The sequence below is a fragment of the Methylobacterium sp. A52T genome, assembly GCF_053346095.1.
In genome coordinates, this window is the sequence record NZ_JBKFBI010000048.1 from 22,101 (window position 1) to 37,611 (window position 15,511).

Consider the following 15,511-nt stretch of genomic DNA (forward strand, 5'->3'; position numbering starts at 1 on the left):
GACGACCCGTTCGGCAGGTCCCGCCGGGGCTCCTCCCCGTTCGCGCGACCGGATCTACACCGCGGGCACGCCGCCGCGTCGGCACGATGAGGCGCGGGTTCCCTCGCCCGTGCGGGAGAGGGGACTGGTCGCGCTTCGCCGGCGACGGCAGCGTCCGGCGGAGCTGTCAGGATCTCGCAGCCTGCGCGCAAGAGGGGATCCGGGACGCAGCCTCCCGCCGTGTCGCCGCCTCAGGCAAGGTCCGCGTGCGACGACTCCCCCGGCACGGTCCAGACCCGCATCGGCCGCGACAGGCCCCGCAACTCGATCGTCCCGACCGGGTCCAGCCGCCGGGCGCACCGCTCGGCGAAGGAGTCCGACACGAGGAGGTCGTGACCGAGGGCGGCGCACTGGCTCTCGATCCGGCTCGCCTCGTTGACCGCCCGCCCGATGATCGTGAAGTCGAGGCGCCGCTCGGTCCCGACATTGCCGTACATCACCGTCCCGAAATGCACGACGCCCTCGGCCGGCAGCTCCGGCAGCCCCGCGGCGCGGCGGCGGGCATTGAGCGCCGCGTTGGCGGCGAGCCCCTCGGTCGCGGCGTCGAGCGCCGCACCGCAGACCGGGCAGGGGAGGGTGCCGGCGTCCGGGACCGGGAAGATCGCCAGGAAGCCGTCGCCGAGGAATTTCAGGATCTCGCCGCCGTGCCGCGCCACCGGGTCGCCGAGGGCGTCGAAATGCTCGTTGAGCCACGTGACCATGTCGGCCGGATCCACCCGGTCGGCCAGGGCCGTGAAGCCGCGTAGGTCGGTCAGCAGGATCGCGGCCGGCACGGCCCGCCCCTCGCCCCTCCGGATCTGCCCGTCGAGGATGCGCTCGGCGGTCGACCGGCCGAGATAGGTGGCCGAGACTTCCCGGAACGTGTGGGCGAGGCCCATCTTGGCCATCGCCAGTGTCAGGAACGGCAGGACGCCGGCGATCGCGGCGAGGTCCGCCTCCGTGAAGCCGGCGGCGGCACGGGTGCAGAACGAGACCGCGATGCCCCGCAGCGCGGTGCCGGGGGCGAACTCGACGATGTGCAGCACGTAGTCGACGCCGCCCTGCGCCCCGAGGGCCTTCAGGACCGGGAAGTCCACCGCCAGACCGGGCGCGTCGAGGCGCCAGCGGCCGAAGGTCTCGCCCGTCTCCACGAGGGCGTAGACGGGGCTCAGGAGCCAGTCGCTCTCCTCGTCGGCGCCGTGGGCGTTGGCGACGTACGACATGCCCTCGCCCGCGTGCCAGTTCAGGCTGACGCCGCGCAGCGTCGGGTCCAGGGCCGGCGCCATGACGCTGACCCGCCAGACGGGAAGGCCGGCCTCGACCAGCGACTCGCAGAAGCCCGAGAGCAGAGTGTCGTGGTCGTCGGTCGCCGTGGCGTGCGCGGCGATCCAGCGTCCCAGATGCGTCAGGTCCATGCCTCAGGCTCGCCCCTGTTCGTCCCGGCCGCGGTCCGGCCCCATCGCGGTCCTGTCCTGACCGCGGCGCGGTCGAAAAGAACCGTTAACCTTTCCGCGCGAGGGTCGCGCCATGGTCGTGCGCCGCCGAGTCAGAATGGTCGTGTTGCCGCTGGGTCTCTGGACCCTGTCGGCGCTCGTGGTCGGCTATTTCGTGTGGCAGGCCGAGAGTGGCAACCGCGGCCTCGAGGCCAAGAAGGCCCTGAAGATCCGCGCCTACGGCCTCAGCCAGGAACTCGCCGCCGTGAAGGCCGAGCGCGCCGTCTGGGAGCACCGGGTGAACCTGCTCAAGAGCGACCAGATCGACCGCGACCTCCTGGAGGAGCGCGCCCGGATCGTCCTGGGCCGCGTCCACGCCAACGACGTGGTCATCATCACGCCCTGACAGTCCAGCGGGTGCCCGCGATTGTCCCGCGGAAGTCCAGGGGATCGTTTTCCCTAGTCCCGAAAGTCCTCTGACAAGAGCGGCTTCCTGTCAGAGCGGCAGCCCTCGCTTTCCAATCGTCGCTGTCCTACACCCCCACGAAGTCGCGTGGAATCACGGGGAGAGCGCCGATGGACGCCGCCAAGGAGCCTGCCAAAGAGCCCGCCATGGACGCGTCGTCCGCGCCGGTGCAGGCCGCGAGCCCTCAGGCCGCCGAGGCGCATCGCCCCGCGCCGAACATGCCTCAGTTCACGCGGGACGAGGATCTCCACGCCTATCACGAGATGCTCCTGATCCGGCGCTTCGAGGAGAAGGCTGGCCAGCTCTACGGCATGGGCCTGATCGGCGGCTTCTGCCACCTCTACATCGGCCAGGAAGCCGTTGTGATCGGCATGCAGATGGCCGCGGTCGAGGGCGACCAGGTCATCACCGGCTACCGCGACCACGGCCACATGCTGGCCTGCGGCATGGACCCGAAGGGCGTCATGGCCGAGCTGACCGGCCGCCGCGGCGGCTACAGCCGCGGCAAGGGCGGCTCGATGCACATGTTCAGCCGCGAGAAGCAGTTCTTCGGCGGTCACGGCATCGTCGGCGCGCAAGTCTCGCTCGGCACCGGCCTCGCCTTCGCCGACCATTACCGGGAGAACGGCAAGGTCAGCCTGACCTACATGGGCGACGGCGCCGCCAACCAGGGCCAGGTCTACGAGAGCTTCAACATGGCGGCCCTCTGGAAGCTGCCGGTCGTCTACGTGATCGAGAACAACCGGTACGCCATGGGCACCTCGGTGGCCCGGGCCTCGGCGCAGACCGACTTCTCGAAGCGCGGCCTCTCCTTCGGCATCCCGGGCGAGCAGGTCGACGGCATGGACGTCCGCACGGTGCGCGAGGCCGCGACCCGGGCGATCGAGCACGCCCGCACCGGCCAGGGCCCCTACATCCTGGAGATGCAGACCTACCGCTACCGCGGTCACTCCATGTCCGATCCGGCCAAGTACCGGACCAAGGACGAGGTCTCGAAGATGCGCGACGAGCACGACCCGATCGAGATGGTGCGCAAGCGCCTGCTCGAGCTGCACGCCGTGCCCGAGGCCGAGCTGAAGGCCACCGACGCCAAGGTCCGCGAGGTCGTCAACGCCTCGGCCGAGTTCGCCACCAACGATCCCGAGCCGGATCCGTCCGAGCTGTGGACCGACATCCTGCTCGAAGCGCACGCCTGAGCGCTGACGACAAAGCTGGCCGCCCCCCCAACGAATATACGACCGCAGAGCTGAGCATGGCGACCGACATCCTGATGCCCGCCCTCTCGCCAACCATGGAGGAGGGCAAGCTCGCCAAGTGGCTGAAGAAGGAGGGCGACCCGATCAAGTCCGGCGACGTGCTGGCGGAGATCGAGACCGACAAGGCCACCATGGAGGTGGAGGCCATCGACGAGGGCATCCTCGCCAAGATCCTGATCGCCGAGGGCACCGAGGGCGTCGCGGTCAACACGCCGATCGCCGTCATCGCCGGCGAGGGCGAGGACCCGGCGAGCGTCCAGTCGTCCGGTGGCGGCGCGAAGCCGAACGGTGCGGGCGGCCACCCGGCCCCGGCGCCCGACATGCAGGCCGAGGGCATGGCCGACCGGCCGGCCCCCGCGGCCAAGACCGGCGACGACGCCCCGAAGGCGCCGGCCGCGCCGGCCGTCATCACCAACAAGGCGCAAGAGCCGGTGATGGAGGAGTTCCCGGCCGACACGCCGATGGTCACCCAGACCGTCCGCGAGGCCCTGCGCGACGCCATGGCCGAGGAGATGCGCCGCGACGGCGACGTCTTCGTCATGGGCGAGGAGGTCGCCGAGTACCAGGGCGCCTACAAGGTCACCCAGAACCTGCTGCAGGAATTCGGGCCGAAGCGCGTGGTCGACACCCCGATCACCGAGCACGGCTTCGCGGGCATCGGCGTCGGCGCGGCGCTCGCTGGCCTGAAGCCGATCGTCGAGTTCATGACCTTCAACTTCGCCATGCAGGCGATCGACCACATCATCAACTCGGCGGCCAAGACCCTCTACATGTCCGGCGGCCAGCTCGGCTGCCCGATCGTGTTCCGCGGGCCCAACGGCGCCGCCGCCCGCGTCGCCGCCCAGCACAGCCACGACTATTCCGCGTGGTACTCCAACGTGCCGGGCCTGAAGGTGATCGCGCCCTACACGGCCTCCGACGCCAAGGGCCTGCTCAAGGCCGCGATCCGCGACCCGAACCCGGTGATCTTCCTCGAGAACGAGATCCTGTACGGGCAGTCCTTCCCGGTGCCGAAGCTCGACGACTTCGTGCTGCCGATCGGCAAGGCGAAGATCCACCGCACCGGCAGCGACGTGACCATCGTGTCCTTCGCGATCGGCATGACCTACGCCCTCAAGGCCGCGCAGGCGCTGGCCGAGCAGGGCATCGAGGCCGAGGTGATCGACCTGCGCACGATCCGCCCGATGGACAGCGCGACGGTGGTGGAATCGGTCAAGAAGACCGGCCGCTGCATCACCGTGGAGGAGGGCTTCCCGCAATCCGGCATCGGCGCCGAGATTGTGGCCCGCCTGATGGTCGACGCCTTCGACTTCCTGGACGCGCCGGTCCTGCGCATCACCGGCAAGGACGTGCCGATGCCCTACGCGGCGAACCTCGAGAAGTTGGCGCTGCCGACGGTGGCGGAGGTCGTCGAGGCCGCCAAGAGCGTCTGCTACAAGTGACGGGCGCGCGGGCGACGCCGTCGCCCGCCCCGGCCAGATCGAGGAACAGCCGGCGCGCCATGAGCCAGGATCCCAGCACCGACTTCGCCGAACTCGCCATCCCGCCCGATGCCCTGGAGCAGGGCGGCATCGAGGTGCTGCGCGCGGCCGTGGTCGACGGCGCGGTGAGCGTCGCCCTGCGCCGCTCCTTCGACGATCCGGCGACCTGGGGCCGGCTGCTGGCCGACCTCGCCCGCCAAGCGGCCCGCGCCTACGCGCTGGAGACCGACATGTCGGAGGACGAGGCGGTCGAGCGGATCCGCGCCGGCTGGGAGGCCGAGGGGCTCGACCCCGGCGGTCTCAACTGACGATGGCGGCCGACCATGGCTGAGGCGGCTGTCCGGCAGGCGACCTACGCGGATCTGGAGGCGGTCCCGGAGCATCTCGTCGCCGAGATCATCGACGGCGTGCTGGAGACGCATCCGCGGCCTAGGCCGCGGCACGCGATGGCCGCATCCGACCTGTCCACCTTGCTGGGCACACCGTTCCGCTATGGGCGCGGTGGCCCGGGCGGTTGGATCTTCATGGTCGAGCCGGAACTCCACCTGGGGGCCCATGTCGTGGTGCCGGATCTGGCGGCTTGGCGCCGGGAGCGCGCGCCGACCGATCTGGAAGCGGCCTACATCGAGATCGCGCCGGATTGGGTGTGCGAGATTCTCTCGCCGTCCACGATCCGCCTCGACCGAGGCCGCAAGCGCCGCATCTACGCCGAGGCCGGGATCGGCCACCTCTGGCTGCTCGATCCGGCCGCGGGCGTGCTCGAAGGCTTCGCCCTCGCGGACGGGCGCTGGGTGCTCCTCGCCACGATCCAGCGCGGCGAGACCGTGGCCCTGCCGCCCTTCGACGCCGTCCCGTTCCCCTTCGACGATCTCTTCCCCTTCGACGATCCGGCCGCCCCGGCCTTGCCCGAGACCTGATGCCATGCCGATCAACGTGCTGATGCCCGCGCTCTCCCCGACCATGGAGAAGGGCAACCTCGCCAAGTGGCTCAAGAAGGAGGGCGACCCGATCAAGTCCGGCGACGTGCTGGCCGAGATCGAGACCGACAAGGCCACGATGGAGGTGGAGGCCATCGACGAGGGCGTGCTCGCCAAGATCCTCGTGCCCGAGGGCACCGCGGACGTGCCGGTCAACGACCTGATCGCCATCATCGCCGCCGAGGGCGAGGACCCGTCGAGCGTCCAGGCCTCGGGCGGGGCGCCGAAGGCGGCCTCGAACGGTGAGGCCAAGGCCGAGTCCAAGCCCGAGCCGAAGGCCGACGCCTCGGCGGCCGGCCAGAACACCACGCCCGGCGGCGGCCACATGTCGTACGAGCGGGTGAACGCGGCGCCGGAGGGCGCGCAGCCCGGCGCCACCCCGCAGGCGGGGGCGCAGGCTGGCTCGGGCGGCCGCGTGTTCGCCTCGCCGCTCGCCCGCCGGATCGCCAAGCAGGAGGGCGTCGATCTCGCCGCCGTCCAGGGCAGCGGGCCGCACGGCCGCATCATCGCCCGCGACGTCCAGGCCGCGAAGGCCTCCGGCGCCACCAGGGCACCCGCCGCCGCGCAGGCCGCCGCCGAGGCGCCGAAGGCGGCCGCACCGGCCCCGAAGGCCGCCCCCGCGGGTGGCAGCGTGCCGGCCGGGCTCACGACCGATCAGGTCAAGGGCTTCTTCGCCAAGGATGCCTACGAGGAGGTGCCCCTCGACGGCATGCGCAAGACCATCGCCAAGCGCCTCACCGAGGCGATGCAGGTCGCCCCGCACTTCTACCTGACGGTGGATTGCGAGCTCGAAGCGCTGATGAAGCTGCGCGAGACGCTGAACGGCTCGGCCGGCAAGGACAAGGACGGCAAGCCCGCCTTCAAGCTCTCGGTGAACGACTTCGTCATCAAGGCGATGGGCCTCGCGCTGACCCGCGTTCCGGCCGCCAACGCGGTCTGGGCCGAGGACCGGATCCTGCGCTTCAAGCACGCCGAGGTCGGCGTCGCGGTGGCGATCGACGGCGGCCTGTTCACCCCGGTGATCCGCCGGGCGGACGAGAAGACGCTCTCGACCATCTCCAACGAGATGAAGGACTTCGCCGCCCGCGCCCGCGCCAAGAAGCTGAAGCCCGAGGAGTACCAGGGCGGCGTCACCTCGGTGTCGAACCTCGGCATGTTCGGCATCAAGCACTTCACCGCGGTGATCAACCCGCCGCAATCGAGCATCCTGGCGGTGGGCGCGGGCGAGAAGCGCGTCGTCGTGAAGGACGGGGCGCCGGCCGTGGTCCAGGTGATGACCTGCACCCTGTCGTGCGACCACCGGGTGCTCGACGGGGCGCTCGGCGCGGAGCTGATCTCGGCCTTCAAGGGGCTGATCGAGAATCCGATGGGCATGCTGGTGTGAGGGGCGACTCTGCTATGATCGCCTGAGCGATCAAAGGAGAGTCGCGTGTCCGAAGTCACCGATCCGGTTCTGCTCGCCCTTCAACGGATGCAGAGCGACATCGCCGAGGTGAAGCGCGATGTCGCAGCGATCAAGACAACTCTGACAGGCCACACTGAGAAGCTGGAAGAACTGGAGATCTACGTCGCCTACGAGACCGGCCTCGGCACGCAGGCGAAGGCGGATCTTCAGTCGATCAAGAAGACGATCAAGGCCATGGAGCAGCGGCTGAGCGCGCTGGAGACCTCGTCCTGATCGCCGCCTCAACGACGGTGCGGTCGCGCGCCCCACAGCGGAGAGCTGAGACACGATGTCCGACACCTACGACGTCCTCATCATCGGCGCCGGGCCCGGCGGCTACGTCACGGCGATCCGGGCGGCGCAGCTCGGGTTCAAGACCGCCGTAGTCGACCGCGAGCATCTCGGCGGCATCTGCCTGAACTGGGGCTGCATCCCCACCAAGGCGCTTCTCCGCTCGGCCGAGATCTTCCACTACTTCCAGCACCCCGGCGATTACGGGCTGACGGCCGACAAGGTCGGGTTCGACACCGCGGCCATCGTGAAGCGCTCCCGCGGCGTCTCGGCCCGCCTCAATGGTGGCGTCGGCATGCTGCTCAAGAAGAACAAGGTCGACGTGATCTGGGGCGAGGCCTCGGTCGACAGCGCCGCGCAGGGCAACCAGCCCGGCAAGGTCACCGTGAAGGAGACCAAGCGCGCCGAGGCGCCGAAGGGCGCCAAGGGCGCCGGCACCTACCAGGCCAAGCACATCATCGTGGCGACCGGCGCGCGTCCGCGCGCGATCCCCGGGATCGAGCCCGACAAGAAGCTGATCTGGACCTACTATGAGGCCATGGTCCCCGAGGCGATGCCCAAGAGCCTGCTGGTGATGGGCTCGGGCGCCATCGGCATCGAGTTCGCCTCGTTCTACCGCACCATGGGTGCCGAGGTGACCGTGGTGGAGCTGCTGCCGCAGATCCTGCCCGTGGAGGATGCCGAGATCGCCGGCCTCGCCCGCAAGCGCTTCGAGAAGCAGGGGATCAAGATCCTCACCGGCGCCAAGGTGACCAAGGTCGAGAAGGGCGCCGATTCCGTCACGGCCACCATCGAGGGCGGCGACGGCAAGACCCAGCAGATAACCGCGGAGAAGCTGATCTCGGCGGTGGGCGTCGTCGGCAACATCGAGAATATCGGCCTCGAGAAGCTCGGGGTGAAGATCGACCGCGGGATCGTGGTGACGGACGGGCTCGGCCGCACCAACGTGCCCGGCCTCTACGCGATCGGCGACGTCGCCGGGCCGCCGATGCTCGCTCACAAGGCCGAGCACGAGGGCGTCATCTGCATCGAGACCATCAAGGGCCTGCACACCCACCCGATGGACAAGGCCAAGATCCCGGGCTGCACCTACTGCCAGCCGCAGATCGCCAGCGTCGGGCTCACCGAGGCCAAGGCCAAGGAGCAGGGCTTCTCGGTGAAGGTCGGCCGGTTCCCCTTCGCGGGCAACGGCAAGGCGATCGCGCTCGGCGAGCCGGACGGCCTGATCAAGACCGTGTTCGACGCCAAGACCGGCCAGCTGCTCGGCGCCCACATGGTCGGGGCCGAGGTGACCGAGCTGATCCAGGGCTACGTGGTGGCGATGAACCTCGAGAGCACCGAGGAGGAGCTGATGCACACGGTGTTCCCGCACCCGACGCTCAGCGAGATGATGCACGAGAGCGTGCTCGACGCCTACGGCAAGGTGATCCACACCTGATCGGCGTTCGACGCGGCGCGCGGGCCGGTCAGGGATCCGACCCGCGCCGCCGCCGGCCGGTCAGTGCGGACCGGTCCGCGCCGCGAGCGTCAGGCTCACGGCCTGGAACAGCAGGATCACCAGAACCGTCGCCACGCTGCCGCCGATCGGGATCAGCAGCAGGGCGACGAGCGGATCGAGCCCCCGGACGAGCAGGAGCGTGACGCAGCTGCCGATCACGGAGGCGATGGTCATCCGAAAGATGCAGCATTCGGACGGTTGCATGTGCCCTCCCATCAGGCCCCCGGCGGGAGTGTGAGGACCCGCGCCGCAATATGCAACCGGAGATAGTGCCTGGCTGAGAATCAATCCCAGATCGCGATTTCGGCGCCCGCGCGCGACTGCGCCTCAGGAGCACCCGCGATCCACGGGCTCGGCCTGGTCCGGCGACGGCACATAGGCGCACCACTCGCAGATGCCGCGTTCGGCGCCCCGTCGCGCGTTGCGCTGCGAGCAGAGCGGGCAGACGAGCAGGATCAGGCGCGAGCCGGTGCGCAGCGCCAGCCCGCGTCCCCGGAAAGTGACCTCGGTCGCCGCGTCGCCCGAAGCGCGGTCGCGGGCGCTCACGGGGTGTCCCTGCCGCCGTGCGGGCGGCGCACCGGTGCTCGCGTGGTCTCTGTTGCCATGGCGATGCCGCCCCCCAGCGTTCCTGCCAAGTTGTCGCTGGGTATAAGCGGCGAGGCGGCGAATGGCTCCGCTTGTGCAAGTGGATCGGCGGGATGCGCGCGGGTCGAAAGGCCCGTATGACGGGCTGCGCCCCCGCCTCGCTCCGGCGCGGCCCCGGGCGGATGCTACCCGGACGACGATGCAGGCAACGATGCAGGCGACCATGCACGACACGCAGCACGGCGAATCCGGCGCGGCCGCCGGCGATCTTCCAACCTTCGCCGATGTGGCCCGCGCCGCCGAGCGGATCGCCGGGGCCGCGCACCGCACCCCGGTGCTGACCTCCCGCACGGCCGACGCGATGACCGGCGGCCGCCTGTTCTTCAAGGCGGAGAACCTGCAGCGGGCCGGCGCCTTCAAGTTCCGCGGCGCCTACAACGCGATCAGCGCGCTGCCGGAGGCGGCCCGCACCCGCGGGATCATCACGTACTCCTCGGGCAACCACGCCCAGGCGATCGCCCTGGCGAGCCGGCTGCTCGGAGCGCCCGCCACCATCATCATGCCGGGCGACGCCCCCGCGGCGAAGATCGCCGCCACCCGCGGCTACGGCGCCGAGGTGGTCCTGTACGACCGCTACACCCAGGATCGCGAGGCCCTGGGCCGCGAGATCGCCGAGGCCCGCGGCCTGACGCTGATCCCGCCCTTCAACCATCCCGACGTCATCGCCGGGCAGGGGACGCTGGCGCAGGAGCTGATCGAGACGGTCGGTCCCCTCGACGTGCTGGTGGCCTGCCTCGGCGGCGGCGGCCAGCTCGCGGGCTGCGCCCTCGCCGCCGCGGAGCTGTCGCCGGGGTGCCGGGTGATCGGCGTCGAGCCGGAGGCGGGCGATGACGGGCAGCGTTCGTTCCGCGAGGGCCGGATCGTCACGATCCCGGTGCCCCGCACCATCGCCGACGGGGCGCAGTCGACAGCCCTGGGCGACCTGACCTTCGCGATCATCCGCGCGCGGGTGTCCGACATCCTCACCGTCACCGACGCGCAGCTCGTCGAGGCCATGCGGTTCTTCGCCAGCCGGATGAAGCTCGTGGTCGAGCCGACCGGCTGCCTCGCGGCGGCGGCGGTGCTGAGCGGCCTCGTGGACGTGAAGGACAAGCGCGTCGGCGTGGTGATCAGCGGCGGCAACGTCGACCTCGGGGCCTTCGCGCGACTGACCGGCGAGACCGCCTGAGGGCGCTCCCGCGCGGCGAATGCCGGGCCGGTGTGACCCCGCCGCGGTGGACCGGCCCCGGGCCAATGCTTATCTTGTACGCGTCAGAATGCGCGTCCCCGGGCCTTGAACCCGGATGGGCGGGAGGGTGACGATGTCCGCTGGTTTCAAGGTTCTCTCGCTGACCGATCGCGCCGCCGATCGGATCAAGGCGATCATGGCGGAGGCCGACCGGCCGATCGCCGGGCTGCGCGTCGGCGTCCGGAACGGCGGTTGCGCCGGGATGTCCTACACGATGGAATATGCCGAGGCGGCCAAGCCCGGCGAGGACGTGGTCGAGGATCGCGGCGTGCGCGTGTTCGTCGATCCGAAGGCGGTGCTGTTCCTGCTCGGCACCGAGATGGACTTCACCACCAACAAGCTGGCCTCGCAGTTCGTGTTCAATAACCCGAACCAGACCTCGGCCTGCGGCTGCGGCGAATCGGTGGCGATCACGCCGGTCTCGGCTGACCGCCTGCCCGCGCAGGCCTGACCGGTCCGCACCCGCCGTCGCGGGCGGCGCGCGTCGCCGGACGTCGACGCGGCCGGGGCCGGCTCTAGGCCACCTGCATCAGCGACTCGGCGGCGTCGTCCAAGAAGCGGTTCCGGCCGGCGCGCTTCGCCGCGAACATGCACAGGTCGGCCCGCTCCATCAGCGAGGCGGGCGTGTCGCCCGGGCGCAGCACCGCGACGCCCAGCGAGATGGTGACCTTGCCGAGCGACTCGCCGGTCGAGCGCTTGACCAGCTCGCGCCCCATGACGCTGGCGCGGACCGTCTCGGCCACCTGCTTGGCCACCGTCCGGTCGACCCCGGGCAGGATGATGCCGAACTCCTCGCCGCCGAACCGGGCGAGCTGCGCCTGCTTGCCGGCGTTCTCGCGCATCACGATCGCCACGAGCCGCAGGACCTGATCGCCCGTGAGGTGACCGTACAGGTCGTTGAAGCGCTTGAAGAAGTCGATGTCGAGGATGATCAGGCTCATGGGCGTGCTGCGCGCCCGGGCCGTCTCCATCGACGCTTTCAGCGTCTCCTCGAAATGCTTGCGGTTGGCGAGCCCCGTCAGGGCGTCGGTCAGGCTCTCGCGCCGGGTCGCCTCAAGCTTCTCGCGCAGGGTCTCGATCTCGCTGCGGGTCTCGCGCATGCGGGCTTCGAGGATCCGGTTGTTGGCGGCGACCTCCCGCGTCGTGGCGGCCAGGGTCGCGACGATCTCGCCGAACCGCGCCCGGCTCGGGACGCCCTGGGAGAGGTCCTGGGCGACCGCGCGCAGCGACTCGCTGTACTGCGCCGTCGAGCCCAGGGAGAGGTCCAGGATCTCGGTGACGGCCGCGATCTCGCTGAGGACGATGCGGCTGACGTCGTCGGTGGTGCTCGCGAGGCGGCGCCCGTCGAGATAGGTCTCGTGCAGGTCGTCGATGTCGCCCTCGGTGAGGCAGCCGTTCTGCGTGGTGAGACGCTTCACGGCGTCGGCGAGGAGCGGTAGCTCCCCCGAGACGTAGGCGTACCAGACGGCGTAGGCGCGCGGCGTCGCGGAGGGCCCGTAGTCGCGAATCAGGTCGTGGCTGCGCTTCGCCAACGCGAAGCTGCGATCGCGATCCGAATAGGTCTCCTGGCTCATCCGTATCCCGCGGTCCGGGGCGACCGACGCGCCTGCGTCGTTGCCCTGACCCAATATACGGCTGCCTGGTAGCCGGACAGTTAAGCCAGAACAGACGTCTGTTACTTATCCTTCTTGGCCAAGACTGGTCGAAGCAGGAACGCCGGAACGTGCGAGCCGAGGCCGACGGGCGTGTCTCCGTCCGCGTCGATCCGGCGCCCGCGCTCCTCGCGCGCGGACTCGCCGCCGCGGCCTGAGGCGCGGCCCGACGCGCGCGGCTCCGGCCGGTTCTCCGGACGGTTCTCGGGGCGGCTCTCAGAGCGGCTCTCGGGACGATCGTCCGGGCGGCCCTCCGCGCGCGCCGCGCCGCGGCCGCCGCGCGACCGGGTCGGACGCTCGCGGACCTCCTCGGTCTCGCTCGCGCTCCGGGCGCTCTTCTCGACGACGGCCTTGTCGGCGCCCCTGTCGGCGCCCCTGTCGCTGCCGCTCTTGTCGCCGCTCCGTCCACCGCTCTTGGCGGAGCGGCCGCCCCGACGCCCGTCGCTCGACCGGCCGCGGTGGCGCGTGCCGGTATCGCCGGACGCGTCGGCCACGCTGGTCAGGTCGCCGTCCAGCCAGGGGATCGGCTGGCCGATCAGCGCCTCAATGGCGCCGAGGGAGCGCGTGTCGTCGGGGGCGACCAGCGTGTAGGCCGTGCCGCTGCGGCCGGCGCGGCCGGTGCGGCCGATCCGGTGGACGTAATCCTCCGGGTGATGCGGCACGTCGAAGTTGAAGACGTGGCTGACGGCCGGGATGTCGAGGCCGCGCGCGGCCACGTCGCTGGCGACCAGCAGGGCGGTGTCGCCGTTGCGGAACCCGTCGAGGGCCGTCGTGCGGGCGCGCTGGTCCATGTCGCCGTGGAGCGCCGCGGCGTCGAAGCCGTGGCTGACCAGGGACTTCTGCAGCAGCGCGACGTCGCGCTTGCGGTTGCAGAAGATGATCCCGTTCTTCAGCTCGCCCTCGCCGCGGATCAGGGTGCGCAGGCGCTCGCGCTTGGCGTGCCCCTCGGCGCCGGTGGCGACGAGCCGCTGGGTGATCGTGGTCGCCGTAGAGGCGGGCCGGGCCACCTCGACCCGCTGCGGGTTGTGCAGGAACATGTCCGCCAGCCGCTCGATCTCCGGCGGCATGGTCGCCGAGAAGAACAGGGTCTGCCGGGTGAACGGCACCATCTTCACGATGCGCTCGATGTCGGGGATGAACCCCATGTCGAGCATGCGGTCGGCCTCGTCGATGACCAGGAGCTCGACGCCGGTGAGCAGCAGCTTGCCGCGCTCGAAATGGTCGAGCAGGCGGCCGGGCGTCGCGATCAGCACGTCGGTGCCGCGCATCAGCTTGGCGTCCTGATCGGCGAAGGAGACGCCGCCGATGATCAGCGCCACGTTGAGCTTGTGGTTCGTCCCGTAGCGGTCGAAGTTCTCGACCACCTGGGCGGCCAGCTCGCGGGTCGGCTCCAGGATCAGCGTGCGCGGCATCCGCGCGCGGGCGCGGCCGTTCTCCAGCAGCGTCAGCATCGGCAGCGTGAAGGCTGCGGTCTTGCCGGTGCCGGTCTGGGCGATCCCGAGGACGTCGCGGCGCGCCAGCACGTGGGGGATGGCCTCGGCCTGGATCGGCGTCGGCTCGGTGTAACCCGCCGCTTCGACGGCGTTCAGGACTTTCTCGCTCAGTCCCAGGTCGGAAAAAGGCATCTGCGTTCAGGAACCGTTGCGCGCCCGGCCGGCGCGAAGGACACCGTCGCGGCAACGGCTGGGAAAGGCTCGCGCGGGGCGCTCGGACGCTCCCGGGGCCGCGGGGCGCATGCTCCCTGTCAGTTAGGGCCTTGCCGCGACTTGTCAATCTCGCAATGGCGACAGCGCGGGTCGGCGCACAGGGGATCGGTCGCGCGAAGGGTCGCCGATCAGGGCCGGAGACGGTCGCCCGCGGGCGCGACGCAGGGGTCCAGGCGGGTGGTGCGGGCGGAACGCGCCGCCGCGATGGCGCCGGTCGTCTCGGGCTCGGCCATCGGCGCGAGCGCCGCGGTCGCGAGGGCGGTCCCGGGCGTCGGCGCGTCGGGCCGGCTCAGCCGCGCGAGCTGGTAGGCGCCGATCACCGCGACGATCCCGACTAGGCCCGCCACGCGCAGTGTCCAGGGCAGGGGGCCCGCGGCCCGCCTCGGCTCGGCGCGCGCCACCCGCGCGCCGGTCGAGCCGGTCTGCGAGCCGGTCTGCGGGCCGGCCAGCGCGCCGGGCGCGGCCTCGCCTGTCCGGCGCTTGCCGAAGGTCGTCCGGCTCCGTTCGTCGGGGCTCTGCATGGACAGCGGTCTCCGCCGGCGGGGGACCGAATTCGGTTCGATGCGCGACAGGCGCTCGGGAACGGGCCCGCGAGCGACGGACCATCGGGCAACAGGGTTAATCGATCGCTTACGCGCGCGAATCATTCTCGTCGAAGTTGTGCCGGAATAAAACGTCCGCCGCCGACCGCTCCTGCAGAGACGACGCGCGATGTCGCCGGCACCGCGCCGGCCGCCGCCAATATGCGCGGCGCGCAACGCAGCTAGTCTTCGCGGCCTCTGCAGCTCTCCTCGCTCTGGAAGAGCGCGCGACCGGGCCGTCTGCTGTCGGGCAGGGCCGGCTAGTCTTCATCTTTCGTTGACCGGATGCCCCTAACCTGAAGAGGCTTGTTGCAGGAAAGCGACAGACCCGCCATCCGAGAGCGCCTAGAAGGCTGCCGGCTCAAGCTAACCCCAGGACCGAACACCACCATGAAGAAGCTTCTCCTCGCATCCACCGTCCTCGCCGGCATGACCGCCGCGGCGTCCGCCGCCGACCTTCCGCGCCGCGCGGCGCCGCCGCCGGTGTTCACGCCGGTGCCGGTGTTCACCTGGACCGGCTTCTACATCGGTGTGAACGCCGGCTACGGCTTCGACGCCAACAGCCGCAACACCACCAGCTACGCCCTGCCCGGCGGCTCGCTGATCAACTCCCCCGGCACCGCCGGCGTCGTCAGCGTCAACAACCGCAACAACAACGACGGCTTCTCGGGCGGCGCCCAGATCGGCTACAACTACCAGTTCACCCCGGGCTCCGGCATCGTCATCGGCTTCGAGGCCGACGCCCAGTACGTCGACTTCGCCCGCCGCGCCAACGCCACCCAGAACTACAGCTTCCTCGGCTTCCCCGGCGTCGCCTTCTCCAACCCGCCCGCCT

The 15,511-nt window shown here is 70.7% G+C and carries 16 protein-coding genes and 1 pseudogene; 11 read left to right on the forward strand and 6 right to left on the reverse strand.

Annotated features, from left to right (window positions below):
• Positions 1-230 precede the first annotated feature (230 nt).
• A complete protein-coding gene (locus ACLBYE_RS13940) occupies positions 231-1,433 on the reverse strand; it encodes an adenylate/guanylate cyclase domain-containing protein (protein ID WP_447694628.1) in 1,203 nt (400 codons plus the stop codon).
• Positions 1,434-1,545: 112 nt separating this feature from the next.
• Between ACLBYE_RS13940 and ACLBYE_RS13945 the strand changes: the two genes are divergently transcribed.
• The 8 genes from ACLBYE_RS13945 to lpdA all read left to right on the forward strand — a co-directional run bounded on the left by ACLBYE_RS13945 (position 1,546) and on the right by lpdA (position 8,804).
• Positions 1,546-1,857 (forward strand): FtsB family cell division protein, encoded by a 312-nt coding sequence (locus ACLBYE_RS13945; protein ID WP_012317989.1) that lies wholly within the window; start codon positions 1,546-1,548, stop codon positions 1,855-1,857.
• Positions 1,858-2,063: 206 nt separating this feature from the next.
• Positions 2,064-3,113 (forward strand): pyruvate dehydrogenase (acetyl-transferring) E1 component subunit alpha, encoded by a 1,050-nt coding sequence (gene pdhA / locus ACLBYE_RS13950; RefSeq protein ID WP_447694637.1) that lies wholly within the window; start codon positions 2,064-2,066, stop codon positions 3,111-3,113.
• 56 nt (positions 3,114-3,169) lie between these two features.
• On the forward strand, positions 3,170-4,615 hold the full coding sequence (locus ACLBYE_RS13955; RefSeq protein WP_447694629.1) for a pyruvate dehydrogenase complex E1 component subunit beta: 1,446 nt from the start codon (positions 3,170-3,172) through the stop codon (positions 4,613-4,615).
• A 59-nt stretch (positions 4,616-4,674) separates the two neighbouring features.
• Positions 4,675-4,962: a DUF5076 domain-containing protein gene (locus ACLBYE_RS13960; protein WP_020095319.1), complete on the forward strand. Its 288-nt coding sequence runs from the start codon at positions 4,675-4,677 to the stop codon at positions 4,960-4,962.
• A gap of 15 nt (positions 4,963-4,977) precedes the next feature.
• Positions 4,978-5,571, forward strand: a complete 594-nt coding sequence (locus tag ACLBYE_RS13965; RefSeq protein WP_447694630.1) for a Uma2 family endonuclease — start codon at positions 4,978-4,980, stop codon at positions 5,569-5,571.
• Positions 5,572-5,575: 4 nt separating this feature from the next.
• A complete protein-coding gene (locus ACLBYE_RS13970; RefSeq protein WP_447694631.1) occupies positions 5,576-7,015 on the forward strand; it encodes a pyruvate dehydrogenase complex dihydrolipoamide acetyltransferase in 1,440 nt (479 codons plus the stop codon).
• Between the two features lie 45 nt (positions 7,016-7,060).
• Positions 7,061-7,309 (forward strand): hypothetical protein, encoded by a 249-nt coding sequence (locus ACLBYE_RS13975; protein ID WP_447694632.1) that lies wholly within the window; start codon positions 7,061-7,063, stop codon positions 7,307-7,309.
• 55 nt (positions 7,310-7,364) lie between these two features.
• Positions 7,365-8,804, forward strand: coding sequence for a dihydrolipoyl dehydrogenase (gene lpdA / locus ACLBYE_RS13980; protein ID WP_427508198.1), 1,440 nt, complete (start codon positions 7,365-7,367; stop codon positions 8,802-8,804).
• A 60-nt stretch (positions 8,805-8,864) separates the two neighbouring features.
• On the opposite strand, the gene ACLBYE_RS13985 is transcribed toward lpdA, so the two are convergent.
• Both ACLBYE_RS13985 and ACLBYE_RS13990 read right to left on the reverse strand, forming a co-directional pair.
• Positions 8,865-9,068, reverse strand: a complete 204-nt coding sequence (locus tag ACLBYE_RS13985) for a hypothetical protein (protein WP_026605273.1) — start codon at positions 9,066-9,068, stop codon at positions 8,865-8,867.
• A 123-nt stretch (positions 9,069-9,191) separates the two neighbouring features.
• Complete coding sequence (locus ACLBYE_RS13990) at positions 9,192-9,410, reverse strand: hypothetical protein (RefSeq protein WP_020095325.1); 219 nt, start codon at positions 9,408-9,410, stop codon at positions 9,192-9,194.
• A gap of 250 nt (positions 9,411-9,660) precedes the next feature.
• Between ACLBYE_RS13990 and ACLBYE_RS13995 the strand changes: the two genes are divergently transcribed.
• Together ACLBYE_RS13995 and ACLBYE_RS14000 are read left to right on the forward strand one after the other, a co-directional pair.
• The gene (locus ACLBYE_RS13995; protein WP_447694638.1) at positions 9,661-10,677 is read left to right on the forward strand and encodes a threo-3-hydroxy-L-aspartate ammonia-lyase; all 1,017 of its coding nucleotides are present in this window, start codon (positions 9,661-9,663) and stop codon (positions 10,675-10,677) included.
• Between the two features lie 133 nt (positions 10,678-10,810).
• Positions 10,811-11,188 carry a HesB/IscA family protein gene (locus tag ACLBYE_RS14000; protein ID WP_012317999.1) on the forward strand — a complete coding sequence of 126 codons (378 nt, stop codon included), beginning with the start codon at positions 10,811-10,813 and terminating at the stop codon, positions 11,186-11,188.
• Between the two features lie 64 nt (positions 11,189-11,252).
• Here ACLBYE_RS14000 and ACLBYE_RS14005 read toward each other — a convergent pair whose 3' ends face one another.
• The 3 genes from ACLBYE_RS14005 to ACLBYE_RS14015 form a co-directional block, all read right to left on the reverse strand.
• Positions 11,253-12,311 (reverse strand): GGDEF domain-containing protein, encoded by a 1,059-nt coding sequence (locus ACLBYE_RS14005; protein ID WP_020095327.1) that lies wholly within the window; start codon positions 12,309-12,311, stop codon positions 11,253-11,255.
• 101 nt (positions 12,312-12,412) lie between these two features.
• Positions 12,413-14,014, reverse strand: coding sequence for a DEAD/DEAH box helicase (locus ACLBYE_RS14010; RefSeq protein ID WP_447694633.1), 1,602 nt, complete (start codon positions 14,012-14,014; stop codon positions 12,413-12,415).
• 209 nt (positions 14,015-14,223) lie between these two features.
• On the reverse strand, positions 14,224-14,616 hold the full coding sequence (locus tag ACLBYE_RS14015; RefSeq protein WP_447694634.1) for a hypothetical protein: 393 nt from the start codon (positions 14,614-14,616) through the stop codon (positions 14,224-14,226).
• 450 nt (positions 14,617-15,066) lie between these two features.
• Between ACLBYE_RS14015 and ACLBYE_RS14020 the strand changes: the two are divergent.
• Positions 15,067-15,511, forward strand: a pseudogene (locus ACLBYE_RS14020) (porin family protein); the annotation flags it as partial.